This is a genomic window from Pauljensenia sp. 20925_1_34, from assembly GCF_041432775.1.
Classification (GTDB): Bacteria; Actinomycetota; Actinomycetes; order Actinomycetales; family Actinomycetaceae; genus Pauljensenia.
This window is the reverse complement of the sequence record NZ_JAPWAG010000022.1, coordinates 1-25,585: the sequence shown is the minus strand read 5'-3', so window position 1 is coordinate 25,585 and position 25,585 is coordinate 1. Positions and strand designations below refer to the sequence as shown.

Here is a 25,585-nt window from a genome sequence, read left to right as displayed (position 1 = left end):
ACGTACTCGTCCTACGCACGGACCCAATCTTGGTCGCCATGGTATTCACCTCCTTTCGATTCGTTTGTCTCGGAATGCCTCTACGGAAGCCAGTGATTCTCGTGGATCGGACACAGCCACCCCAGGAGACAGACGCCACATCCAGTTGCTCTCCAGTTACCCTTGCAGGAAGGACACAGGGTCATGGGAACATCGTCACACACCAGACACGAGGGACCGGGAGGATCCGGGCGCCTACGCTTCCACACCCACTCCCACAGGCGAATCATGGTCTTACACCACCCTCAGGGGACTAGGAGTGATACCCTCGTGACCCTGATCACGATACGTATCCGCGACCGCCGACGTCGCATCGGGTGCCCCCATATCCTCCAAGAGGGCAATATCGTATCGGCGGCTCCGTTCTTCCGCACAAGGCTGGACCGCATCGATGTCCGCCGCCGTCTCCAGCTCGTACAGATCCTCCTTGGCGAGCAGCGACTCACACCGACGACGAATAGAAACCTCCTTCTCGCGCGCCACCTCAAGGCTCTTGTGAAGCTTCTTGAGCTGGCCACGATACTTCAACAACTCGTCGTACAGAGGCTCGTAACCCGCTGCCAACACTGCGGTAAAACTGATCGGCACCAGGAACGATACGACAAACAACACGATCGTCACTACAGGCAAGTTCATTCCACCATCACTCAATCCCCCCGTATTCTCAAACAGTCGATACAAATATTGGGATGACGTTGCCGCATTCTGGCTCTGTTCTTCACTTAGATGAGAACTACGCAAATAAGCCAATAGAGCTGCGGTACTGCTTGCGAGAAGGATCGTGACAACATCCAGGACCACAGCCCTGCGAACGCGGTGCAGCGCGTGCATTTTCCCAGCCGGATGTGCTGACATCAAAGGAACACACACCAACAAGAGAGCGATCAACAGGGTAGAGAACTCATTCGCGTTAAGAACACCCAGCGCACTGTAATCGAATGCAATCTCAGCGAACAGGATCACCAAAAGCACAGCATAAGACCGCCACCGCCGCCATCGCGACAAGGTGCGCGCTTCAGCAAGTCCGTCTCGCCCTTTCTTTTCGATCACGCGCGCTTCGGTCTCGTTAATATTGGTGACGATCCGCTCTTCTTTGGCCTCCAGGTCAGCTACCTTCGCCTGCGCCTTGTCCCCCTCAGCCAACGAGTTGGCGCGCAAATCCAAGTCAATGGACAGCGCTTTGATATGGCGCTTCGGGAGCAGAGCATAGTGCAGTTTGACCCAACTGTCCTGAGCCCTGTCGGGCAGACCAGGGTCATTGACCGTGTCAACGTCATGACACCCTGCCCGCACCTGCCTGGCCGCAGCCTGCTCGATCTCATTCATACCCATCTCGGGATACAACACCTCCGGCACCAGCGACATGGCGCTCTGGTGTACGATGTCCTGACTGGATTCAAGAACGTCAGTCTTCTTCGAGGAATTCGGTCCCCGCGCCTTCCACTTGTTGCTCATGTCCTAGATAGACGGAAGGAATCTCCAAAAAAGACACAACCCTTGCCTACCTCACTCGCACACACACACTTTTCATTGTGCTGGCGCAGAAAAATCTGACTGTAAGAGCAAACACATCGGCTGTGAAGACCCCTTGTTCTCCTCGCATGAAGCACCCAGCACGCTCAGCTCCGACGCAGCAACCGCGTAGCCAGCCACCCGATTAGCGGCTCTTCGTATTTAAAGGGTGTAGGAGGTGTCGGAGTGGATCGAGGCCAGAGGAGAGATACCCGACACTCCCCGCTCACAGGAGGACCCTGAGCTAGCGACTCCGGGGCGGGTAGATGACTCCCACTCTTCCGACAGGCATCCAACAGATACGAGTGCGGGCCCCGAGGATTCTCCTCGGGGCCCGCGATGCATGTGCGCGCGTCAGGCGACAGCAGAGCTAGCGGCCGTTGTTACCACCGCCGTTGTTGTTTCCACCGTTGGCGCCACCGTTGGCGCCACCGTTGTGACCGCCGTTGCCACCGCCGTTGCCACCGCCGTTACCGCCACCGTTACCGCCGCCGTTGCCACCGCCGTTACCGCCACCGTTACCGCCGCCGTTACCGCCGCCGTTGCCACCGCCGTTGCCACCGCCGTTATTGCCGCCGTTATTGCCGCCGTTGCCGCCGCCGTTATTGCCGCCGTTTCCATTGCCGTTGCCATTGTTGGAACCGCCGGTCGGCTCAGCGGAGGGCTCCGCGGAGGGGGTCTCCGAGGGGGTCTGGGTGGGCTCGGGGTTAGAGGCCGACTGCGGGGTCTCGATCGTCGCGGAGGGCAGCGGCGCGGGTCCGTAGTTCTGGGCACTGCGGTTCGACTCGACCTTCCAGGTGAAGTCGCTGCCCGGCAGGGTCTTCGCCACGGGCTTCATGTAGTCGATCCACACGTCGACCGGCCAGTCGCCGCCGTGGAACTGATCCAGGCCGCCCACGTCGTCCAGGGGCACCGAGTTACCAGCGTCGTCCGACTGGTACATGGACACGGTGGTCACCATGCCGGGCACGAAGCCCACGAACTGCGCGGACAGCTGGTCCGAAGAGGTACCGGTCTTACCGGCCGTCACCAGGCGCTCAATCTCCGGGTCGACCTTGTTGGCGGTGCCCTCGCCCTTCGTCACGGCCTCGAGGGCCGGCATGATGGAAGAGACTTCCTCGACGTCGAACGCGCGGACGGGCTCAACGTCGCCGCTGTACAGGAGCTTGTCCCTAGAATCCTCAACCTTCTTGACGATGTGCGGGGTGACGCGCTCGCCACCGTTCGCGATCGTCGAGTAGGCGGTCGTCAGGTCAATGTTGTGCGGGGAGGCAGAACCCAGAACGTTCAGGAGCTCGTCATTCAGGCCCACGGTGTCCTCGGGGATACCCGCGTCGATGGCGGCCTTGAGCGTGTTCTCAGGCTCCACGTCGTCGTTGAGGCCCACAAACACCGTGTTCATCGAGTAGGCGGTCGCCTTCACGAGGGTGACGTTACCAAACGAGTAGCCGCCGTCGTTCATGACCGGGGTGCCCATGCCTCGGAAATACTGCGGGGACTTACCCGAGTAGGTGTCGTAGACTGTGCCACCCAGGCGCGCGTTCGCCAGGAGGGCGAACGGCTTAAAAGACGAGCCCGCCATCGCGATGTCCTGCGTGACAGCGTTCTGCTGGCGCTTCTCGTAATCGGGACCCGCGTACTCAGCGAGGATCTCACCGGTGGCCGGATCCATCGAGGACAGCGCGACGTGCTGGTACGTGGGATCCCAGCCGTCCACCTCGTTCATGCCCTCGGCGGCCGCGACGGCCTGCTCCTGGTAGTCCTTGACGATCGTGGAGGTGATGCGCAGACCGCCCTGGCTGATCTTGTCCTCGTCGAACTGGCCGGAAGCGAGCAGCTCGGACTTGACCTGCGCCATGAGGTAACCGTTCGTCCCGGTCATCGACGGGCTGTTGAGCGTGTCGGGGTCGATCGTCTCGGGGAAGACGGCAGCGTCGCGCTCGGCCTGCGTGATCCAGCCGTCCTCGACCATGAGGTTCAGGTCGCGCTCCCAGCGCTCCTTCGCCTTGTCGGGGTTGACGGCCGGATCCCACGCGGAGGGCGCGGGGATGACGGCGGCGAGCAGCGCGGACTCGGACAGCGTCAGCTGGTCGGCGCCGTGGCCGAAGTAGGCCTGAGCGGCGGCGTCGATGCCGTAGGCGCCACGACCGAAGTAGATCGTGTTCATGTAGGCGCCGATGACCTCGTCCTTGGACTGCTCGCGGTTGATCTTGATCGCCAGGACGGCTTCCTTGAGCTTGCCACCGTAGGTATCCGTGGTCTTACCGACGAAGTATCGCTCAACGTACTGCTGGGTGAGGGTCGATGCGCCCTGCCGGGCACCACCGCGCAGGTTGTTAACGAGGGCGCGGAAAATGCCCTTCAGGTCGACGCCGTTGTTCGTGTAGAACGTGCGGTCCTCGGAGGCGACGATCGCCTTGGAGACGTAGTCGGGCAGGGCCGTCGTGTCGATGATCTGCCTGTTGATCTCGCCAAGGGTCCCCATCTCGGTGGTGCCGTCCGCGTAGTACACGGTCGTCTTCTGCGCGAGAGCCAGGTCAGCGGGCGCAGGCACAGCCAGCGTGTTGTACAGGTACAGGAAGACGGACATGCCGGCGATGAAAACGCCCAGGAAGATGGTCAGGATTCCGAAGCCGATGCGCTTGGCCCAGCGGAAACGCTTCTTCGTGGGGCCCGTCTTATCGTCGGACGAGGCCGTGGTGTCCCCCTTCGATGAGTGGGACGCGTGCGCGGCGTGCGATGAGCGACGCGAGGGCAGGTGTTCCTGCCCGGACGCGCCTGATTCGCCCGGTCCGACGATGTCGTTCCAGTTGTTCTGTCCGTTGCTAGTCGCCACGTGTTCGCCCTTTCAGCGGATTGTCTTACTCATAGGTTAACTGCCTTTCCTGAAAGTTCCCCGAAGTATGGGCACAAACACAGGGGGTGGCCGCTGCCATCAGCGCCCACCCCCTGCGCGAGTTGCGTCAGCACTCCCGATTCAGGACCACTGCTCTTCGGGGCGCCCCTCGGCGGCCCACAGGGTGTGGAACACGCCCTCCTTGTCGACTCGGTGGTAGGTGTGCGAGCCGAAGAAGTCGCGCTGCCCCTGGATGAGGGCGGCCGGCAGGCGCGTCGCGCGGATCTGGTCGAAGTAGGCCAGGGACGAGGCGAACACCGGGATCGGAACGCCTGCGAGGGCCGCCTGAGAGACGACGCGGCGCAGCGCGGGCGTGCACTCCTGGAAGCGGGTCGCGAAGGGTTCGGCGGCCAGCAGCAGCGGCAGGTCGGGGTCGGCCTCGTAGGCGCGGGTGATGTCGTCGAGGAAGGCCGCGCGGATGATGCAGCCCGCGCGCCAGATGCGAGCCAGGGCACCCTTGTCGATGCCCCACTCGTACTCGGAAGCCCCGGCCTCGATCTCGTCGAAGCCCTGCGAGTAGGCGACGATCTTGGAGGCGAAGAGCGCCTGGCGCACGTCCTCGATGAACGCAGCCCGGGCCTCGTCCGATTCGATGACGAGCGCGGAGGCGTTGCCCGCGAGCGTCTGCCCGGCTGCGCGCTGGGCGGGCTCGGAGGACGCACCGCGCGCGAAGGTCGCCTCGCCGATCGCGGTGACGGGGACGGCCAGGTCGAGGGCGGTCTGCACCGTCCACTTACCGGTGCCCTTCTGTGAGGCGGCGTCCACGATGAGGTCGACGAGGGGCTTGCCGGTCTCGGCGTCCACCTGGCGCAGGACCTCGACGGTGATCTCCATGAGGTAGGAGTTGAGCTCGCCCTCGTTCCAGGCGGCGAAAATGTCGGCGATCTCGGCCGGTGTCGCGCCCAGGCCCTCGCGCAGGAGGGTGTAGGCCTCGGCGATGACCTGCATGTCCGCGTACTCGATGCCGTTATGCACCATTTTCACGAAGTGGCCGGCACCGTTCGCGCCGATGTACGTGCAGCAGGGCACGCCGTCGTAGGTGCCGGCGATGGCCTCGAACATGGGGCCGAGGCGATCATACGAGGCCGGGGTGCCGCCGGGCATGATGGAGGGACCCCACAGGGCGCCCTCCTCGCCGCCGGAGACGCCCGCGCCCACGAAGTGCAGGCCGCGCTCGGCGGCCCACTTCTCGCGGCGGATCGTGTCGGTGAACAGGGAGTTACCGCAGTCAACGATGATGTCGCCCTCGTCCATGAGGTCGGCGAGCTGGCCCATGACGGCGTCCGTCGAGGGGCCGGCCTGGACCATCATGATGGCGACGCGGGGGGTGCGAAGCGATGCGACGAAGTCCTCGAGCGTGGAGGCGGGCACGAAGGTGGCCTCGTCCCCGTGCTCGGCCATGAGCTTGTCGGTGCGCGCAGGCGTGCGGTTAAAGACGGCGGTCGCGTAGCCGTTGCGAGCCAGGTTACGGGCGAGGTTCGCGCCCATGACTCCCAGGCCGTACACGCCGATGTCGGCGGAAGCCTTCTCGGGGGTAAACGTGCTCATGCGGTGACTCTCCTAACGTATAGGTCAGTTGTCACCAGAGTACGTCCGTGGCAGGTGGGGGTGCACCGCGCGCGGGCGTGAGGATGGTCGCGCCCGCTCCACTGACGAGGCCGCTCACCGCCGCACTCACCGGCGCGCTTACGTTTCGGCGGGGCTGTGCGCGGGGTCTGCGAGGTCTAGTCCTGGGCCTGTCGGGCGGCCTTCGCAGCGGCCTTGCGGGCCTTCTTGTCGGCGACCTTTGCTTCCCAGCGGGCTTGCTGCGCCTGGTATTCCTCGGCCAGGGCGCGCACGTCGTCGGAGGCCCACCACTCTAGGAGCGCCTCGCGGGCTGCCTCCTCGCCCAGCGGTCCGCGCTCCATGCGCAGCTCCAGCAGGTAGTCACGGGCGATCTTGACGGCGCGCGAGGGGCGAAGCCCCAGGATGTCCATGATCTGGTCACCGTCGAGGTCGGGGCGGATCGCGTCGAGTTCCTCCTGTTCGCGCAGGGCGGCGATGCGGGCCTCGAGGTCGTCGTAGGCCGACGACAGGAAGTTGGCCTTGCGACGGTTGCGGGTCGTGCAGTCGGCGCGCGTGAGGCGGTGGAGGCGTTCGAGGAGGTCGCCCGCGTCAGCCACGTAGCGGCGCACAGCGGAGTCGGACCATGCGGCCTCGCCGTAGCCGTGGAAGCGCAGGTGCAGCGCGACCAGCGTGGACACGGCCTCGATTGTCGCCTTGTCGAAGTGCAGGGCCTTCATGCGCTTGCGCGTCATCTTCGCGCCCACGATCTCGTGGTGGTGGAAGGACACGGTGCCGTTCTTCTCGAAGCGGCGGGTCGCCGGCTTGCCGACGTCGTGCATGAGTGCCGCGAAGCGCAGGACGAAATCGGGGGCGGGCACGGGGCCGTCCGGGCCGGTCTCCAGGTCCATGGCCTGCTCGACGACGGTGAGGGTGTGCTCGTAGACGTCCTTGTGGCGCTTGTGCTCGTCAACCGTGGAGACCAGTGCGGCGACCTCGGGCAGGACGATATCGGCGACGCCCGTGTGCACCATCAGCTCGATGCCTCGGCGCGGGTAGGGCGAGATGATGAGGCGCTCGAGCTCGGCGCGGATGCGCTCAGCGGACACGATCTCCAGGCGCGAGGCCATGGTTTCCATGGCGTTCATGACATCCAGGTCCACGTCAAGGCCCAGCTGGGCGCTAAAGCGCGCGGCGCGCATGATGCGCAGCGGGTCGTCGTCGAAGGACTGCTCGGCGGACACGGGGGTGCGCAGGTTGCCGTCCGCGAGGTCCGTCAGGCCGCCGCAGGGGTCGACCAGGGCCATCTGCGGCAGGCGCATCGCCATCGCGTTGACCGTAAAGTCACGGCGCGTCAGATCGCCTTCGAGCGTGTCGCCGAAGGTCACCTCGGGCTTGCGCGACCCGATCTCGTACTCGTCGGTGCGATACGTCGTCACTTCAACGACCACGTCGCCGCGGCGCCCGCCGATCGTGCCGAACTCCTTGCCGATGTCCCACGTCGCGTTGCCCCACTGGGCCAGCAGTTCCTCGGTGCGCTCGGGACGCGCGGAAGTCGTCATGTCAAAGTCGTGCGGAGTCACACCCAGGAAAGCATCGCGCACCGGTCCACCGACGAGCGCGAGTTCCTCCCCGGCCTCGTCAAAAATCGTGCCGAGTTCCATAATTGCGGGCGGGAGTGCCGCGAATGTCTTCGTGGCGTTGGCCATGAGGGTAGGAATGTCCGTCGTTCCGGCGTTTTGCGCGGTCACGGGGCCGTTGATCGGGGAAGCTGACTGGGTACTCATCGCCTCTAAGCATGCCAGGAAAGCGCCCTAGCCGACTACCGGGGGCCGCCCACCGGCTAAAGTAGAGTCATGCCTGCACGTTCAGTTGACCGCCGATCCGGGGCTCCTAGACCCCCGCGTCGGTCTGCTTCCATGCGCGCGGGCCGCTCTCACCTGCCGATTTCCGCGGAAACCAGCGCAGGCGGTATTGTCGTGGACGTGCGTGACGGAATTCCCTATGCAGCGCTTATCGCGCGACGCAATCGAGCGGGGCGTATCGAGTGGTGCCTGCCCAAGGGGCACCTGGAGGGTTCCGAGACCCCGCAGCAGGCGGCGCTGCGCGAGGTCGCCGAGGAAACCGGCATCCACGGGCGTATCATCCGCCACCTGGCGTCGATCGACTACTGGTTTTCCGGCAACGACCGCCGCGTCCACAAGGTCGTTCACCACTACCTAATGGACTACGAATCCGGTACGATCACCGTTGATGGAGATCCTGATCACGAGGCCGAGGCCGCCGCATGGGTTCCCCTGCGCGACGTGTCGCGTCAGCTGGCCTACCCCAACGAACGCCGCATCGTGCGCATCGCCCTCGACCTGCTGTACCGGGACAGCCGTGGCTAGGCGCGGCAGGTGGGTCGCCGCCCTGTGCGCGGCGCTGATGGTTCCCTTCGGTCTCTCGATTCACGAGGCCGGGGCGGCTCCCGCGCCCGCGGAAACCTCTGCGGTCGAGCAGTCTCGTCCCTCCGTCATGGGCACGGTTCCCACGGACTCCGGGCTGGTCGTGACGATTACCCAGCTGTCTCCTCGCATCATCACGACCGAGGAAGAAGTTGTCATTTCGGGGACGCTGCGTAACGATTCGCCGACGACGCTGGCGGCCGTCTCCCTCGAGGTTTTCGTCGCCAACGAGACCCCCATCTCCGTCTCGGCGATGACGACCCAGCTCAGCGAGGACGAGCCCGACGCCACGCACGCCGCCTCGACCAAACTCACCGACGTGCTGCGCGGCGTCAACACCGCCTTCGAGATCCGCATCCCCACCGCCTCGCTGCCGCTGTCGGACAGCAACGAGTGGGGGCCTCGCGTCGCGACCGTGACCGCCTCCTCGGGCGAGTTCTCGGGCAAGGACCGCACGATCCTCGTGTGGGACTCCGGCGAGCAGGTCGCCGCCTCCCGCGTCTCCACGGTTGTTCCCTGGACCTCGGCGAACGCCGCCCAGACCCAGTCCGAGCGCTCCGCTCTCCTGTCCCTGGCCGGGACATCGGGCGTGACCCTGGCCGTCGACCCCCTCCTGATCCCGCGCGGCCCCCAGCCCACGACCGCGCCCAGCCCCTCCCCAACCGAAGAGGAGGAGGCGCAGTCTGACGGACAATCCAGCCAGTCGGGCCAGTCCGGCGTGCCCACGGCCTCGCCGAGTCCGTCGACCTCGGCCTCCCCCACGCCGACCCCCGCGCCCACGGCGACCGACCCGGCTCAGCGCTCGCGCGACCTCCAGTCCGAGGCCTTCGTGTCCTCCTTCATGTCCACCGCCTCCGAGGTCATCGCCCTGCCCGACGCCGACGCGGACCTGGGCGCCCTGGCCCTGTCGGGCAACACCGGCTTCTGGGGCCTGGCTTCCGAGTCCATCAACGCCTTCCCCGGCACGCCGCGCGCAGCCGGCTGGGTCGCGCCCACGTCTTCGCACAATTCCGGCCCTGCGAGCCCCTCGGCGTCGCCCTCCGCGACGCCCTCGGCCTCACCCTCCGCAACCCCCTCAGCGTCGCCCTCTGCAACCCCCTCGGCCTCGCCCTCGGCCTCACCCTCCGCGACACCCTCGGCCTCGCCCACGGCCTCCTCCACCGGGCAGAACGCGAGCACGACGACCCGGCCGGACGCGGGCCCCACGATCCTGCGCAACGTCGGATGGCCCGACGACGCGACCTTCGGCACGACCTTCCTGTCCAACTTCGCCGCAGCCGACCAGATCTCCATTGCCCCGGCCTCGGCCCTGACACCCACCGACGACGTGCCCTTCACCTCCATGGCGCGTGTCAACGTCAACCCGGCGACCGGCGACACCTCGACGAATGGCACCGGCGCGCGCGTCCTCGCCCAGCAGGCCGACATCTCCGCGATCCTGTCGTGGAACGCCAACGGCGGCGACGAACTCGACGCCGAGCAGGCCCTCACCGCGATCACCGCGATCATCGCGCGCGAGCGCCCCTCCTCCTCGCGCACCATCTTCGCCACGGCCGCGCGCGGCACCACGATCAACGACCGCCTGGCCTCCCGCGCCAGCGCGCTCCTGTCCCCCCGCTGGGTCTCCGCCACCTCCTTCTCGGTCATGGCGGCCAGCGAACCCACCGACGTCGACCGCACGACCGTCGGCGCAGGCACCCTCGCCGAGGAGACCGCGACCGCCATCGACGACATGGCCACGTCACTGACCGCGCTCATCCCGCTCGCCAACGCGACCGACGACCCGGACGCCGTCTTCGACTCCATCACCCCCCAGGTCTTGCCCGCTCTCACGGCCGGGCACACCCCCACCGAGCAGCTCGACGCCGCGACCGCCATGACCAACCAGGTCACGACCATGCTCACCTCCGTGACCGTCGAACCCTCCTCGGCCGTCAACCTCATCAACAAGTCCGCAAACTTCCCCGTCCTGGTGCGCAATAACCTGGACTGGCCGGTGTACGTCGACGTCACCCTGATCCCCGACGACCCGCGCCTCCAAGCCACACCTGCGATGTCCCAGGAGCTGGCCGCGCACGGAGCCACGACGGTCGAAGTGCCCGTTGGCGCAATCGGCAGTGGCGACATCGAGGTCACCTACAAGGTCACCACCCCCGACGGCCACGTCCTCGACGACTCCCAGACCGTCATCGTGCGCATGCGCGCCGGCTGGGAAGACGCCATCACCGCCGTCATCGCCGCCCTCTTCGGCCTCCTCTTCATCGCCGGCATCACCCGATCACTGCGCAGCAGGGCCGCACGCAAGGCGCAAGCAGCCGCCTCCGACAGTGCCTCCGGCACGGACGAACCCGCATCTTGCGATGACACCGAGGACCCAGCCCAGGCCTCGGACACCGCAGACGACAGCACCGACTCAGACACCGCCACGATGAAGGAGACACCATGAGCTCGAAAACGCCTCGCCGATCGATCCTGAGGGCATCGGCGCTGATGGCGTCGGGAACTATGGTGTCGCGAATCCTCGGTTTCATCCGTAACGCGATGCTGATCGCCGCAGTCGGCGCCACCGCAGGCGGCGTGGGCGCGGCCTTCCAGACCGCCAACACGCTGCCCAACACCGTGTTCAACCTGCTGGCCTCCGGCATCTTCGACGCGGTGCTGGTTCCCCAGATCGTCGGCGCCATCAAGCGCCGCAACGACGGCGACACCTACGTCAACCGCCTGCTGACACTCGCCGGCACGGTCCTCTTCGTCGTCACCTTCATCACGATGGTGCTGGCGCCACTCCTCGTCATCATCACGGCCGCGGGCTACACGGAGAGCATCCGCAACCTGGCGATCCTCTTCGCGCTCCTGTGCCTGCCCCAGCTCTTCTTCTACGGCCTGTATAACCTGCTCGGCGAGCTCCTCAACGCCCGCGAAATCTTCGGCCCTTACATGTGGGCGCCCGTCGTCAACAACGTTGTCGGCATCGCCGGCCTGGCCCTGTTCCTGGGCATCTGGGGCGGCGCACCCGACGGCGGCATCCCCGCCGACGACCTGACGGGTGCCCAGTTCTGGGTCCTCGCGGGGTCCGCCACCCTGGGCGTCATCTGCCAGGCCCTGTGCCTGCTGTGGCCGATGCGCCGCGCGGGTATCTCCTTCAAGCTGGACTTCCACTTCCGTGGCACCTCCTTCGGGTCGATGCCGCGCGTGGCCGGCTGGACCTTCGCGACCCTCGGCGTCTCCCAGGTCGGCGTCCTGTCGACCAACAACCTGGCCGCCATGGCTGACGGCTACATCGGCCGCTACGGCGCGCAGAGCGGCGTCGTCGGCATCCTCGCCTACTCGACGGCGTTCATGATCTTCATGGTCCCCCAGTCGCTCATCACGGTGTCCCTGACGACCGCGATCTTCACGCGCATGGCCGGGGCCGTCGCCGACGGTGACGACAAGGCCGTCGCCGACAGCTACCACCTGGGCGTTCGCACGATCACGTCGCTGACCCTAGTCGCCGCCGCGATGCTCATGGCCGGCTCGGTGCCCATGATGGAAATCGCAATGGCCGCCAAGGGCGGAGACCCCGCGGCCGTCACCGCCTACGCCCTCGTCCTGACATCCCTCATGCCCGGCGTCGCATCCACCGGCATGGTCCTCATGAGCCAGCGCGTCTTCTTCGCCTACGAGGACGTCAAGCCCGTGTTCCTCATGGGCATCGGCCCCACCATCATCCAGGTGATCGTCGGATGGTCGATGTACGCCGTGACCGGCGCTCAGTGGTGGATCATCGCCGCCGCTCTCGGCGAGACCACGTGCCGCCTCACCCAGGGCGTCATCGCCGTCGTGTGGGTCTCGCGCGAGAACCGCTTCGTGGACCGCACAGGCCTGCTGCGCTCCTACGTGTCCTTCCTGGCCGCCGCCATCGTCGCTGGTCTCGTCGGCTTCGGCGTCCTGGCTCTCATGGGCATCCACTCGGAGACCTCCTCGACCCTGGCGCGCATGGGCATCGCGGCTGTCAAGCTCACGATCGTCTCCGCGGTCACCGGCCTCGTCTACCTGGTGGTGCTCCGCTTGGCCTCGCCGCGCGAATCCGCGGCCATGATGCGGCCCCTCCTGACGCGCCTGCACGTTCCCGCATCTGTGGTGAACATCCTGGCGGCGTCCTCCACGCCCACCGCCAACGCAACTGCAATAATGGCGTCAACCACACCCGCACAGACGGAGGAATCGATGGCTTCCAGGCCCGAACCGACCGGCGACGAGAACAACCTGCCGTCCTTTGACGAGGTCGTCGCTACCTCGCCGATCCCCGCGCCCCCGGCGAGCCCCTCCCCCGCACCCGAGGCAGACGTCCCCGCGATCCCCGCGCCCGCACCCGCCGAGGCGCCGGTCATCGACCCTTCGTCGCAGGCACACGCTACGAACCCGGTCGCCGAGGCCCTGGCCGAAGTCGGCGTCGAGGTCCTGACTGAGGACTCCGAGCCGAGCGCGGAACCCGCAGCCAGCGTCGACGCCGCCCAGGTTCCTGTCACCCCCTTCCCTGTCGCTCCCCCGCCGCCCAAGCCCGCGGCCAGCGGCTACGAGCGCGAAGGGGATGCCTACGTGACCGATTTCCCCCACCCCGAGCCGCTCGCGGACGCACCTTCGACGCACCAGATTCCGCGCATCCAGCCGCTCGCTCCCCCGCCTGCGGATACCGCAGCTGAGGCGACGGCAGCCGCGGTCGCCGGAGCGGCCGCTGTCGCGGGCGCAGCCACAGGTGATGCAGCCGAAGCCGATGCCGAAGCCGATGCCGGAGCCGCCGAGTCGACAACCACGATCCCCCCGGCGTTCCCCACCCCGAATCCGGAGTCGGCCGCCGAGCCCGCCCCGGCCTCGTCGCAGGAGAAGAAGAGTCCCGAGCGTTCCGGTCACCTCATCGACCCGACGAAGCCCGCGCTCATCTTCGGCGTCGCCCTGTTCCTTTTCGGCGCGATCTGGGGTCCGTGGATGGCCACCCGCCCGGTCACCGATCTGGACTTGGCCCAGTCCCTGCGCGCCGGCGCCTCCCAGATCCAGTCCGACAACACGCCCGCGCCCAACCTGACGACCACGCCGCCGCCCGCGTCCTCCGTGACGCCCGTGATCTCCTCGGTGCAGGTCCTGTCGTGGAACAACGACGACGGCGACCACCCGGACCGCGCGATCAACATGATCGACTCGAACCCCTCGACGTCGTGGAGCTCGCGCTGGTTCGACAACAACCAGTTCCGCGACGAAACCTCCGTCACCATCGTCGTCAAGCTCCAGCAGAAGGCCACCGTGTCCTCGGTGACGCTCAACATGGATCCGGCGACGTCCGGCGGCGAGCTCGTCGTGCGCAACGTCACCGATCCGACCAAGCCGCGTGAGGGAACAGAACTGGCCACGTCCTCGTTGTCCCCGACGACGACGATTACACTGCCCCAGCCCGTCGAAACCGACTCAATCGCGCTGCAGTTCCGCTCCATGCCCAAGGGCCAGGACGGACGCAACTGGGCGTGGATCTCCGAGCTCACCGTCCAGTAACCCCCAAGGAGGGTACATGTCTTTCGTGACGATTCCGGGCCTCGTGAAGGCCGAGGCCGCCGAGCCCACCATCGAGGCCGCCGAGGTCCAGGTCCCCTCGAACCAGGTCCCCGAGGGCGTGCCCGTCCACGACGTTGTCATCGTCGGCTCGGGCCCCGCCGGCTACACGGCTGCGGTCTACACGGCCCGCGCCGGCCTCGCCCCCATCGTGCTGGCCGGCCAGCTGGCCGCGGGCGGCGCGCTCATGAACACGACCGAGGTCGAGAACTTCCCGGGCTTCCCCGAGGGGATTCAGGGCCCCGAGCTCATGGACAACATGCGCGAGCAGGCCGAGAAGTTCGGCGCGGACGTGCGCTACGAGGACGTCGTCGCCGTCAACCTTGAGGGTGACGTGAAGGCGGTTGCGACCGAGGACGAGGTCTTCTACGCGCGCGCCGTCATCCTGGCCACCGGCTCGGAGTACCGTCACATGAACGTGCCCGGCGAGGACAAGTTCTCCGGCCGCGGCGTCTCCTACTGCGCGACCTGCGACGGCTTCTTCTTCAAGGATCGTCGCCTGGCCGTCATCGGCGGCGGCGACTCCGCGATGGAGGAGGCCACCTTCCTGACGAATTTCGCGTCCGAGGTCGTCGTCGTGCACCGCCGCGACGCCCTGCGCGCCTCGCGCGTCATGGCCGAGCGTGCCCTGAACAACCCGAAGATCTCCTTCGAGTGGAACGCCACCGTCTCCGAGGTCCTGGGCGACGAGGCCGTGACGGGCCTGCGCCTGGCCTCCACCGTGGACGGCTCGGAGCGTGAGATCGCCGTGGACGGCGTCTTTGTCGCGATCGGCCACCTGCCGCGCACGGGCTTCCTGCGCGGCCAGGTCGCCCTCGACGAGGCCGGCTACATCCGCGTGGAGGAGCCGTCGACGCGCACGTCCGTCGCGGGCGTGTTCGCGTGCGGTGACGCCGTGGACCACACGTACCGCCAGGCCATCACGGCCGCCGGGTCGGGCTGCCGCGCGGCCCTGGACGCCGAGCGTTGGCTGGCCTCCCTGGGCGACCAGGCGTGACCTCCTCCCCCGCTGCCCCCGGCGCTGCGAGCGCTGGCGCGCCCCGGCCTCGTACATGCCCGTGCGGGTCGGGAGCGCTGCTCGCGCAGTGCTGCGGGCGCTACCTGGACGGCGAGGCCGCGCCCACGGCCGAGGCGCTCATGCGCTCGCGCTACACGGCGTTCGCCCTGCGCGACGAGGATTACCTGTTCCGCACGTGGCATCCGCGCACGCGCCCCGCTCCCCCGTACTGGGTGGAGGGGACGCAGTGGACGGGCCTGACGATCCTGGGGGCCGAGGCCGGGGGGCCTTCCGACGAGGAGGGAACCGTCACGTTTGTGGCGTCCTGGCGCGATGCGCTGACGGGTGAGAGCGGCCAGATGCGGGAACATTCGCGCTTTTCCCGCCGCGCTGGCCGGTGGGTGTACGAGTACGGCGCGAACGACTGACACTGCGGTAGGATTTCAATATGTTTGTTCGTCGACTCCTGTCACCTCCCGTCATCGTCGGGGCCTCTCTCATCGTGGCGGTGGCCATCGTCGGCGGTTTCATCACGAATCCGCTGCCGATCGACACCGCCGTATGGTCCGACTTCATCGAGTCGCGCTCGCCCGCGTTGAACACCTTCATGACGGCCGCGTCCTGGCTGTTCGACCCCAAGCGCGCCGTCGTGCTGGCATTCCTCGTTGCGGCCGCCGTCTGGTGGTTCATCAAGAAGGTCATGCACGCGCTGTACATCCTGTGCTCCGTCGCGTTCTCGGCCGCGAACAGCTTCATCATCAAGCACGTTTTTGAGCGCCCCCGCCCCGAAGAGGCCTACCGTCTGATCACCGAGGACGGCTACTCCTTCCCCTCGGGCCATGCGACCGCGGTCACCGCCCTGGTAGTGTCGCTCGTTATGGTGCTGACGATGACGCGTTTCGGGCGCCGTATCCGCCACTTGCTGTGGGTTGCTGCCGTTGCGTTCATCGTGTTTATCTGCGTGACGCGCCTGTACCTGGGCGTCCACTGGGTGACCGACGTGATTGGCGGCTTCAGCGTGGGCCTGGGCTCGACGCTGATTCTCTCGCCCTTCATGTTGCGACCCAACGCGCTGCGCTGGAACCGATAGGACTTGTTGCTGCCGGGGCGCCCGGGGCCATCCGGCCCCGGGCGCTTCTGCGTGCGCTGTGTGTGTTGCGTGCGCTGCGGGGCTGCGTTCGTTGCGTGCGTTGCGTGCGCTGCGTGTGTTGTGAGGTTGTGGGGCTGCGGGGTTGTGGGGCTGCGCGGACTCCCGCCCGCGTACGCCTCCTCCCCTCTCCCCCAAATCTCGCACGTAATTTCCCTCGGTCAGTATTCGACGACGCTCACAAACGTTGGAATTGCAAGGGGCCAATTTCAAAATTGGAAAGAGTCGCAGGGGAATTACGTGCGACATTGTTGGGGAACCATGAGAGTCTCGGACACAAGCGGATATCCGGATAGGCAACGAACATCCGGATAGCTTACTAACCTATCCGCATCCGCATAACCTATCCGGATACACACAACCTATCCACGTAGTACCCGGACACAGGGCACAATAGCGGCAGGCCGGAGGACGCGGGGTCCGCGCAGGCACGCGGGGTGGGCACGCCGTTGACGGCGCGCGCGGTGAGCGTACCTACGGTCCGCGCAGGCGCCCGGTACACCAAGGGGGTGGGCACCGAAGTACCCACCCCCCGTGACTCAGCCACGGCCTCGTCGAGGCTCAGGCTGTACCAGGCTCAGCCCTGGCGACGGCGGCGCACCCACAGGAAGAGGCCGCCAACGGCCGCGGCTCCCAGGCCGGCTGCGCCGACCATGCCGTCGAAGCCGGTGCGTGCCAGGCCTCGGGCGACGCGCTGGCCGATGCCGGGCGCCGGGGTGGCCGGGGCGTCGGGCGCGACGTAACCGAAGTTCACGCCGGTGACCACCTGGTTGTCGAAGCCGACCGTAATCTCGCCGGACATGGAGTCGGCGATGCCGTCCGGGTCCTCGGTCTGGTCGAGGCCGGCCAGGTCTCCGTCGGTGTGGACCTTGACGCGGTAGGTTCCGGCGGGCAGCTTCTCGAAGGAGTAGTTGCCGTCAGCGTCGGTCGTCACGGTGGCGACGACGTGACCGTCCTTGTCGAGCAGGTCGACCGTCACGCCGGAGAACGTCTCTTCACCGTCGGTGTAGGAGCCGGACTTGTCGGAGTCGCGGTAGACGCGGCCCGCGATCGAGTAGTCGGGCACGTAGCCGAAGTTGACATTCTCCTGCAGGGAGTGGTCCGGGCCCATCGTGTACGGCGCGGAGGTGTCGTCGACGGTGGCGTCGGGGTCCTCGGTCTGGTCGTAGTCCTTGATGGACGAGGAGCGCACGACCTTGACGGTGTATGTGCCGTCCTTGAGGTGCTGGAAGGCGTACGAGCCGTCGGCGGCGGTGTCGAGCGTCTGCAGGAGCGTGCCGTCCTCGTCCAGGAGCTGGACGCTGACGCGCTCGAGGCCGGGCTCGTCACCGTTGATCGTCTTGTCGCGGTTGTCGTCGCGGTAGACGGTGCCGGTGATCGTGTTGTTGGGGACGTAGCCGAAGTCGATGTCACTCTTGGTGGGATTCTTCTCGTCGAGGGTGATCGGCTTAGACGCGTTGTCAAGCGTCGTGTCCGGGTCGCCGGTCTGGTCAGCATCGGCGAGCACGCCATCCTTGACGACCTTGACCGAGTAGGTGCCGTCGGGCAGGTGCTCGAAGGAGTACTTGCCGTCCTTGTCGGTCGTCGTAGTGGCGATGACCTTACCGTCCTTGTCGAGGAGCTGGACCGTCACGCCGGAGTAGCGTCCTTCGGTGTCGCCCTTCTTTCCGTCGCGGTCACCGTCGCGGTAGATGGTGCCGTTGATGGAGTTGTTGGCGATGTAGCCGAAGTTGACGTCCGTTTCGGTGCGGTGGTCGTTGCTCAGCGAGATGACGCCGGAGACGGAGTCCTTGGTACCGTCCGGGTCCTCTGTCTGATCGAGGTCGGTGAGGGCCCCGTCCTTGACAACCGTGACGGTGTAGTCGCCGGCGGGCAGCTTGGTGAAGGAGTACGCGCCGTCCTGGTCCGTCGTGGCGGTCGCGACGACCTTGCCGTCCTTGTCGCGCAGCTGCACGGTCTGGTTGGCGTAGCCCTTCTCGCCGGTGCCGTGCGACTCGGAGCGGTCACCGTCTCGGTAGACGAGGCCGTGGATGGAGTAGTCGGGCACGTATCCGAAGTTGATCCCATCCTTGGACGGGTTGTCCTCGCCCAGGGTCACGGGTTCGGAGGCGCCATCCTTCGTGGCATCCGGGTCTTCGGTCTGCTCGGTGTCGGTGAGCTCGCCGTCCTTGACGACCGTGACGGAGTAGGTGCCGTCGGGCAGGTGCTCGAAGGAGTACTTGCCGTCCTTGTCGGTCGTCGTGGTACCAACGACGGTGCCGTCCTTGTCGAGGAGCTGGACCGTCACGCCAGAGTATCCGGGCTCGGTGGCGTCCTGCCTCTCGTTGCGCGAGTCATCGCGGTAGACGGTGCCCGACAGGGAGTTGTTGTTCACGTAGCCGAAGTTGATGTCCGTCGTGGACGGGTTGTCGTTGTTCAGCGTGATGGGCGCGGAGGCGTTGTCCTTCGTGGCGTCCGGGTCGCCGGTCTGCTCGAGGGAGGCGATGGGGCCATCCTGAACGACCGTGACGGAGTAGGTGCCCGCGGGGAGCTTGTCGAAGGAGTAGGCGCCGTCGGCGTCAGTCGTGGTGGTGGCGACGACGTTACCGTCCTTGTCACGCAGCTGCACGGTGACGCCCTCGTAGAGCTTCTCGTCGCTGTCCAGCGCGCCGGAGCGGTTGCCGTCACGGTAGATCGTGCCCGTGATGAAGTAGTCGGGCACGTAGCCGAAGTCGACGTTCTTCTTGGTCGGGTTGGCCTCGTTCAGGGTGATCGGCTCGGACGCGTTATCCAGCGTCGAGTCGGGGTCGCCCGTCTGCTCAAGGTCGGTCAGGGCACCGTCCTTGACGACCCGCACGGAGTAGGTGCCGTCGGGCAGGTTGTCGAAGGAGTAGGCGCCGTTCGCGTCGGTCTTGGTGGTCGCAACGACCGCGCCGTCCTTGTCGAGGAGCTGCACCGTCTGCTCGGGGTAGCCCTTCTCGCCGGGGTTCAGAGCGCCGGAGCGGTTGTCGTCGCGGTAGACGGTGCCAGCGATCGAGTTGTCCGAGATGTACCCGAAGTTGACGTTCTCCTTGATCGGGTTGTTCAGCTCGAGGGTGATGTCGCCGGAGGTGTTGTCCTTGGTGGCGTCGGGGTCCTCGGTCTGGACGAGGTCGGCGATGGGGCCTTCCTGGCGCACGCGGACCTTGTAGGTGCCTTCCTCCAGGTTGGTGAAGGCATAGGCGCCGTGAGCGTCGGTGGTCGTGGTGGCCACGACGTTACCGGAGGCGTCGAGGAGGTCGACGGTCACACCCTGGTAGAGCTTCTCGCCGTCCTCGAGGGACTCGGAGCGGTCGGCGTCGCGGTAGATGGTGCCCTTGATCGTGTAGTTCGTGGCGTAGCCGAAGTTCACGTTGGTCACGGAGGGGTTGTCGTGGCTGACCTGGACCACGCCGGAGGTGTGGTCCTTGGTGCCGTCCGGGTCCTCGGTCTGCTCAAGCTTCTTGAGCAGGTCGGAGGGCTCCACCTTGACGGTGTACTTGCCGGCGGGCAGCTTGGCGAAGGAGTACGTGCCGTCCGCCTTGGTCGTGGTTGTCGCGACCGTTGCCCCGGCCTCGTCGAGGAGGTTGACGGTGACGCCGTCGAAGCCGGGTTCACCGTTGTTCAGGGTCTCGGAGCGGTCCTTGTCGTAGTAGACGGTGCCGGAGACCGTGTAGTCCTCGGCGTATCCGAAGTTGACGTTGGTAACGTCCGGGTCGTTGCGCGTGAAGGTGATGGCCTGCGAGCGCGAGTCAGCGTTACCCGAGGGGTCCTCGGTCTGTTCGGTGGAGGCCAGCGGGCCGGTCTTGTCGACGGCGACCGTGTAGGTGCCGTCGCCGAGGCCGGTGAAGGAGTAGTTGCCGTCCGTGTCGGTCGTCGTGGTGGCTACGACGGTGCCGGAGGCGTCAACCAGCTTCACGGTGACGCCACCCTGGGGCAGGTCGCCTGTGTTCTTCGTCTTATCGCGGTTCTGGTCGAGGTAGACGTTGCCGGAGATCGCGTGCTTCTTGACGTAGCCGAAGTTGATGTTCTCCTGGACGGGGTTGTCCGCGTTCAGGGTGACGGTCCCGGAGGTGTTGTCCTTCGTGGAGTCCGGATCCTCGGTCTGGTCGAGGTTGGCGATTGCGCCGGCCTTGGTGACCTTGACGGTGTAGTCGCCGGCGGGCAGGCGCGTGAAGGAGTAGTTGCCGTCCGCGTCGGTTGTGGTGGTGGCGACGACATTACCGTCGGCGCCGAGCAGCTCGACCGTGATGTCCTTGAAGGGTTCTTCGCCGTTGTCGTAGGAGGAGGAGTCGTTGGCGTCGTAGTACACCTTGCCGGCCAGGCGGTGCTTGACGGTGATCGAGGCCTTGGCGGAGTTGTTGTCCGGGTTCTGATCGTACTCGGGCGGGTTCACGAAGGACGCCGTGTTGTTGAGCGTCTTGCCGTCGGTGCCCTCGTCGAGCTTGACGGTGACGAACAGCGAGGCGTACTGGCCGGCGAGGAGGTCGCCGATCTTCCAGGTGGTGCCGTCGAAGGTGCCGGCGGGGTCGGTGCCCTGACATTCGCCGGGCAGCCCGGAGGTGTAGCCGGAGGCGCACTTGTGCGTCTCGGCGGACACGAAGGTGGTGCCGGCGGGGAAGGCTTCGGCGACCTTGACGTCGGGGGCCTTACCCTGGCCGGTGTTGCCGGCGTCGATGCGGAAGGTGACGGTGTCGCCGGGCATGAGGTTGTCAGCGTCGGAGACGACGGTCTTGTTCAGGGCCACGTCGAGCGCGACGACCAGGGCGACCTTGATGGGCTCGGTCGGCAGGATGGCTCGGTTGTTCGAGGCCTGGGTGGCGGCGATCGCGACGGATTCGTAGGCGATGCCGGTGGCGTTGTCGGGCGCCTTGATGGGCACGATCAGCGGGATGGAGGCGCCCGCCTTGATGGGGGTGGCCTTTCCGTTGATGTAGACGCGGTAGGACTTCACGTCCGCCCACGAGGCCGGGGTGGCGGTCCAGTTGTTGTCGCATCCTGCGGGGGCGGCGGCCATGGCGTCGCCCTGGTTGATGACCTCACCGCGGCAGGGGTTGGTCGAGGTGGAGTACTCGATGGTGACCTGCGATGCGTCGATGCCCGAGCCGGCTCCGATCTGGATGGGGCCGGTCATGATGGGCTCCCACTCGGAGCCACGGTCGGCACCGCCCTGGACGGAGGTGTCTCCGACGTGGGGCAGGATACCGTACAGGGTCATGTCGGACAGGTCCGCGTTACCGGAGTTGGTGGGGGTGATGCGGAACTGGCCGTTTTCGCTCTGGCGGATGACGGAGGGGCCGTCGGTGTACTTCTTGTAGACGGAGCCGGGCACGGAGCCCAGGCCCTCGAGGACGACGTCCGCGCCGGCCTGCTCGGAGACCGTGAAGGTCGAGGAGACGGGGCACACCTGGTCGGCGGTGTTGCCGTCGCCGTTGACGTCGTAAGCGTCGTCGGTGGAGCCGTAGAAGCAGATGGTGGTCTTCTTGGAGGTCAGCGCGTACTCGGGTTCGGCCGCGGAGATGTAGGCCTCGTTCTTGTGGGTGCCGGCGCTCATGGAGGGGCCGACCTTGCCGCGCAGCTGGATGGTGGTGCCACCCTTGGTTTGGTAGCCGGGCCAGGTGACCTGAACGAGCTGGCGGGTGCAGCCGGTGGCATCGGTGACGTCGCGGACGGTGACGGTCTTGTCCTTGCCGGAGGGGCCGCCGGTGACGGAATCCTCGACGAAGGTCATGCCGCAGGGCAGCAGGTCGGAGATGACGGGCTGGGAGTCGACGACGGTCGAGGTGTTGTTCGCGGTGACGCTGAAGGTGACCTCGGAGCCGGGGGACGCCAGGTTGCCCTTGATCGTGGACTTGGCGTTGTAGTACTTGGGCAGCGCGGTGCCCAGGGTGAGGACGTCACAGTAGTCGTCCTCGGGGATGGTGATCGACTTGGTACCGTCGAGGGACTTCATGGACCAGTCGGTGACGCAGTTCTGGATGCGCACCCACTGGTCGGACTTGCCAGCTTTCCAGGCGGCGGCGTTCTTGTCGACGTCCACGTACGTGACGCCGTCCTCGGTGGTGGGCGTGCCCGCGCCGACCGGGCCGGCGACGTTGAGGATGGAGGACTCACCAGCGGGGATCGTCTGCTTGTAGTGGAAGACAGTCAGGTACTCGTCGGCGGCGAAGGAGGAGAAATCGAAGGCCTTGCCGCGGTAGACGGTCTGCGTGCCCGTGGTGCCCTTGTTGGTCCAGTAGGTGATATCGATGGGCGTCGTCGTCTGGGTATCGATCGTGTGGACGCGCATGAGGGGCTGAGAGCAGTCTTTGGAGCCATCGGTCGGCGAGACCAGGCCGCAGGTCATGTAGTCGGTGTACTCCATGACGACGGGAACGTTGGAGGTGTTGGAGTAGCTGTAGAGCCAGTTGCCCTGCTTGCCACGCTCGAACTGGCTCATGGCGCGCTTGTTGAAGCCGCCACCGTAGCGGATTTCGTTGTCGAAGTGGTGCGTGAACGAGGCGTTCGCGGTGACCGTCTTGGTCTCGTTGTGCTTCTCGTTGCCGGTGAGCTTGGCGGTGTTGGTGACCGTGTCGTCGGCGCAGGTGTCGTCGTAGTGGACGGTGACGGACAGGACGACGTTCATGAAGGCGGGGCTGACCTCGCCGATGTTCCAGGTGACGGTGTGGGTCGCGGCGTCGTAGGAGCTGGGGACGGTGGCCGCGGTGTTCGTGATGGTGTTGCCCGATGCCGAGGAGGACACGTACGTCGCGCACTGCGGGAGCGGGTCGGTGACGACGACGTTCGTCATGTTGGTCTTGCCGTTGAGGCCGTCGACGGTCGTGTCGTACTTGGGGGTGATCTGGTAGGTCACGTCGACGTTCTTGGGGGTCGCGACGGGGCCGGTCTTGGACAGGAGGGGCGTGGGCTCGGACTTGATCGTGACGGTGTCCTGAGCCGTGACGCTGGTCTCGCCCGAGGTGAAGGTGGCGACCGGGGTGACCGTGGAGCCGCCCGGGGTAAGGCCTCGGGGAGCGGTGAAGGTCAGGACGGTCTGGAAGGAGGTACCGGCGGCGACGGTCCCGAGGTTGTAGGTGACGAGGCCATCGGTCGTGGCTGTGGGGCGCTTGATCTCGGGCGTGACGACCTTGTTACCCGTGGTTGCGGTGGCGTTGACGCCGTCGGGGGCCGAGTCGGGGTTGGAGTTGCCGTCAGGAGTGATCGTGTGCGGCAGCGAGATGGTCACGACCGAGTCCAGGCAGTCCTCTGTGGTGGAGGCGCACGAAAACTCAACAACGTAGCGCTGCTCGACGCCCGACAGGTAGGAGTCCTCGTCGGCGTTGATCGCCAGCTTGAGGGTCGGGGCTGCCGCGAAGGTGGGCAGCGACGTGATGCCGAGAATGACGAGAGCCGTTGTTACGAGCATGGCAAGCATCTGGGCTGGCCGTGTGGCCCTTGACCACGTGTGATTGAGGTGCACAGCGTTCTCCTGGTCTGCGGGTATAGGGATGAAACAGGCCAATTTTAGCGGTTTTGCAGCAAGTGTGAAAAGGCTGTAACCATCGCGAATTCGGCCGTAAACTGAGGTTTGCTAGGTCAGATTTCGTTTTTTTAACCAATTTTGTGAAACGACCATCCACAAGGTTTATTCACAACTGTGGACATTCCTGTGGATAACTAATGACGCAATAGCAGCTCAAGATCGCCGATCCCACGCTCACACACACGCGTCTCGGATAATCCACAGCGATGACCAGTTGGTCGGACAAATTAATGCGTGGGTCACGTCTGTGAGTACTCTCGCCAGTAACCCGCAGAAATTGTGCAAGCTCACAAACGACGAAAACCCGCAACCATCAGGTTGCGGGTGAAACGTGGAGCTAACGGGACTCGAACCCGTAACCCCCTGCTTGCAAAGCAGGTGCGCTACCAATTGCGCCATAGCCCCGTGGGAGAATCTCAGTCCTCCACGGCGTCCGTGACGGACGTCCACAGGTCGGCATTATCCGAGAGATCAAAAAGAATTTGTCGAACGACGATACCAACGGCCACGACGGATCCGACAGCCACACAACAAGTGACCAACTTCTTCATGATGATCCTCCGCTCATACTAGCCTGCGGATGGTGGGCCTAGGTGGGCTCGAACCACCGACCTCAGTCTTATCAGGACTGCGCTCTAACCTACTGAGCTATAGGCCCAACCGGCACCCTTGCGGGCACTCGGATATAGTACACAGCACCGGGCCCTCCGGCAAAATCGAGACTTGGTGACGTCCGACACGCACCCGTTGCAACGACGCGCGGAGCAGAAAAGAGAAGCCTCGTGACCACGATTATCGACTACGTTCGCGGCGCCACGACGCCCCTGCGTTCCGCCCTCTCCCCCGCCGACGCGCTCGCCCTCGCGACACTGACCTACGTGGACTTTCACGCCCTCGCCGGACCGCGATCGCCCAACGGATGCCTCCTTCGCGAGGTCGCCCAGGCCTCGTCCATTCGCACCCTCTACGACCGAGCGATGGTCACCGACCACAACTGCGCGCTCCTGCGTTCCCTGCTGCGCGCGGCCGGGGGAAGTCCGCGTTTCCGGAGCCTGCGCGTGCGCGACGCCGTCACGAGGATTGGCGTACAGCCGCTCGCGCAGTTCGGCGCGGTCACCTTCATCGACGAGGCCGGGGCGACCTACGTGGTCTTCCGCGGGACCGACGGCACCGCGGTCGGATGGGCCGAGGACGCACAGTTCGGCCTCGATTTCCCGACAATCGCCCAGCTGTGGGCGGCGCGTTACCTGCGCTACGCGGCGGGGCGCGCCCCCGGGCCCGTCACCGTCATCGGCCATTCCAAGGGCGGGAACCTGGCGCTGTATGCGGCCGCCGCGACCCGCGTGCCGACGCTTGATCATGTGTATTCTCTCGATCCAGTCGGCTTCCCAGAATCCGTGATTGACGACGGTTTCTTTTCCGGCATCGCGCCGCTCTCCAGCGTCTACACGCCGGCCGAGTCCTGGGTGAGTCCCCTGTTTCCTCTGCCCACAGGTGCCTCCATCATCGCGTCGCTGTGGCCTGGGCCCCTGAGCCACAACCCCTACACGTGGCTGATCGACGGGGACGAACTGGCGCGGGACGATCGGACGCCGTCGCGCTCGGGAGCAGCCCTCGGAGGGCTTGTGAGCCTCATGCTGCGTCTGAGGCCCATCCGCGTCGCCCCAGGCCACTGACGGGCCCTTTCCTGCCCCTGTCGGGTTTTGGGACGCATACGCTAGGGGCCCTCGAGTGTTCCCAGAGACATCCTGACCCACTCGGGGTTCTGGGGACGCTGGGAGTGGTGTGAGTGGTGGGAGCTCCGCTACTGTCGGACGCCCAGACCGGACCTGGCGGCCTGGGCATCGCAGGTGGTCGCTGGGCGTGTCAGGTGGCAGCACGAACCCCTCCACTGCGCACGTTA

At 66.0% G+C, this 25,585-nt stretch carries 13 protein-coding genes and 2 tRNA genes; 7 read left to right on the top strand and 8 right to left on the bottom strand.

Features of this window, described 5'->3' with window-relative positions; all coding sequences use genetic code 11:
- Positions 1–273: 273 nt before the first annotated feature.
- From O3669_RS08315 to O3669_RS08300, 4 genes are all read right to left on the bottom strand, one after another.
- The gene (locus O3669_RS08315; protein ID WP_371524349.1) at positions 274–1,494 is read right to left on the bottom strand and encodes a hypothetical protein; all 1,221 of its coding nucleotides are present in this window, start codon (positions 1,492–1,494) and stop codon (positions 274–276) included.
- A gap of 427 nt (positions 1,495–1,921) precedes the next feature.
- The gene (locus O3669_RS08310; RefSeq protein WP_371524348.1) at positions 1,922–4,387 is read right to left on the bottom strand and encodes a transglycosylase domain-containing protein; all 2,466 of its coding nucleotides are present in this window, start codon (positions 4,385–4,387) and stop codon (positions 1,922–1,924) included.
- A gap of 141 nt (positions 4,388–4,528) precedes the next feature.
- Complete coding sequence (gene gndA, locus O3669_RS08305; RefSeq protein ID WP_371524347.1) at positions 4,529–5,995, bottom strand: NADP-dependent phosphogluconate dehydrogenase; 1,467 nt, start codon at positions 5,993–5,995, stop codon at positions 4,529–4,531.
- A 176-nt stretch (positions 5,996–6,171) separates the two neighbouring features.
- Positions 6,172–7,698, bottom strand: coding sequence for a CCA tRNA nucleotidyltransferase (locus tag O3669_RS08300; RefSeq protein WP_371524358.1), 1,527 nt, complete (start codon positions 7,696–7,698; stop codon positions 6,172–6,174).
- Between the two features lie 210 nt (positions 7,699–7,908).
- On the opposite strand from O3669_RS08300, the gene O3669_RS08295 reads away from it, so the two are divergent.
- From O3669_RS08295 to O3669_RS08270, 6 genes are read left to right on the top strand one after another with little or no spacing between them, the layout of a single operon-like run.
- The gene (locus O3669_RS08295) at positions 7,909–8,379 is read left to right on the top strand and encodes an NUDIX hydrolase (protein ID WP_291449890.1); all 471 of its coding nucleotides are present in this window, start codon (positions 7,909–7,911) and stop codon (positions 8,377–8,379) included.
- Between the two features lie 37 nt (positions 8,380–8,416).
- Positions 8,417–10,882 (top strand): DUF6049 family protein, encoded by a 2,466-nt coding sequence (locus tag O3669_RS08290; RefSeq protein WP_371524357.1) that lies wholly within the window; start codon positions 8,417–8,419, stop codon positions 10,880–10,882.
- Entirely contained in the window at positions 10,879–13,962 is a 3,084-nt protein-coding gene (locus O3669_RS08285; RefSeq protein ID WP_371524346.1) for a lipid II flippase MurJ, read from the top strand. Before O3669_RS08290 ends, O3669_RS08285 begins: the two co-directional genes overlap by 4 nt.
- 16 nt (positions 13,963–13,978) lie before the next feature.
- Positions 13,979–15,016, top strand: coding sequence for a thioredoxin-disulfide reductase (gene trxB / locus O3669_RS08280; protein ID WP_371524345.1), 1,038 nt, complete (start codon positions 13,979–13,981; stop codon positions 15,014–15,016).
- Positions 15,013–15,444: a YchJ family protein gene (locus O3669_RS08275; RefSeq protein WP_295920264.1), complete on the top strand. Its 432-nt coding sequence runs from the start codon at positions 15,013–15,015 to the stop codon at positions 15,442–15,444. Before trxB ends, O3669_RS08275 begins: the two co-directional genes overlap by 4 nt.
- A gap of 20 nt (positions 15,445–15,464) precedes the next feature.
- Positions 15,465–16,106, top strand: coding sequence for a phosphatase PAP2 family protein (locus O3669_RS08270; RefSeq protein WP_295920262.1), 642 nt, complete (start codon positions 15,465–15,467; stop codon positions 16,104–16,106).
- A 634-nt stretch (positions 16,107–16,740) separates the two neighbouring features.
- On the opposite strand, the gene O3669_RS08265 is transcribed toward O3669_RS08270, so the two are convergent.
- The 4 genes from O3669_RS08265 to O3669_RS08250 form a co-directional block, all read right to left on the bottom strand.
- Positions 16,741–23,565 (bottom strand): SdrD B-like domain-containing protein, encoded by a 6,825-nt coding sequence (locus O3669_RS08265; protein ID WP_371524344.1) that lies wholly within the window; start codon positions 23,563–23,565, stop codon positions 16,741–16,743.
- A 449-nt stretch (positions 23,566–24,014) separates the two neighbouring features.
- Positions 24,015–24,087, bottom strand: a tRNA-Ala gene (locus O3669_RS08260).
- Between the two features lie 11 nt (positions 24,088–24,098).
- Complete coding sequence (locus O3669_RS08255) at positions 24,099–24,233, bottom strand: DLW-39 family protein (RefSeq protein ID WP_315283464.1); 135 nt, start codon at positions 24,231–24,233, stop codon at positions 24,099–24,101.
- Positions 24,234–24,263: 30 nt separating this feature from the next.
- Positions 24,264–24,340: transfer RNA gene (locus O3669_RS08250), tRNA-Ile, on the bottom strand.
- A gap of 124 nt (positions 24,341–24,464) precedes the next feature.
- Here O3669_RS08250 and O3669_RS08245 point away from each other — a divergent pair.
- Positions 24,465–25,358 (top strand): Mbeg1-like protein, encoded by an 894-nt coding sequence (locus tag O3669_RS08245; RefSeq protein WP_371524343.1) that lies wholly within the window; start codon positions 24,465–24,467, stop codon positions 25,356–25,358.
- The last annotated feature ends 227 nt before the right edge of the window (positions 25,359–25,585 follow it).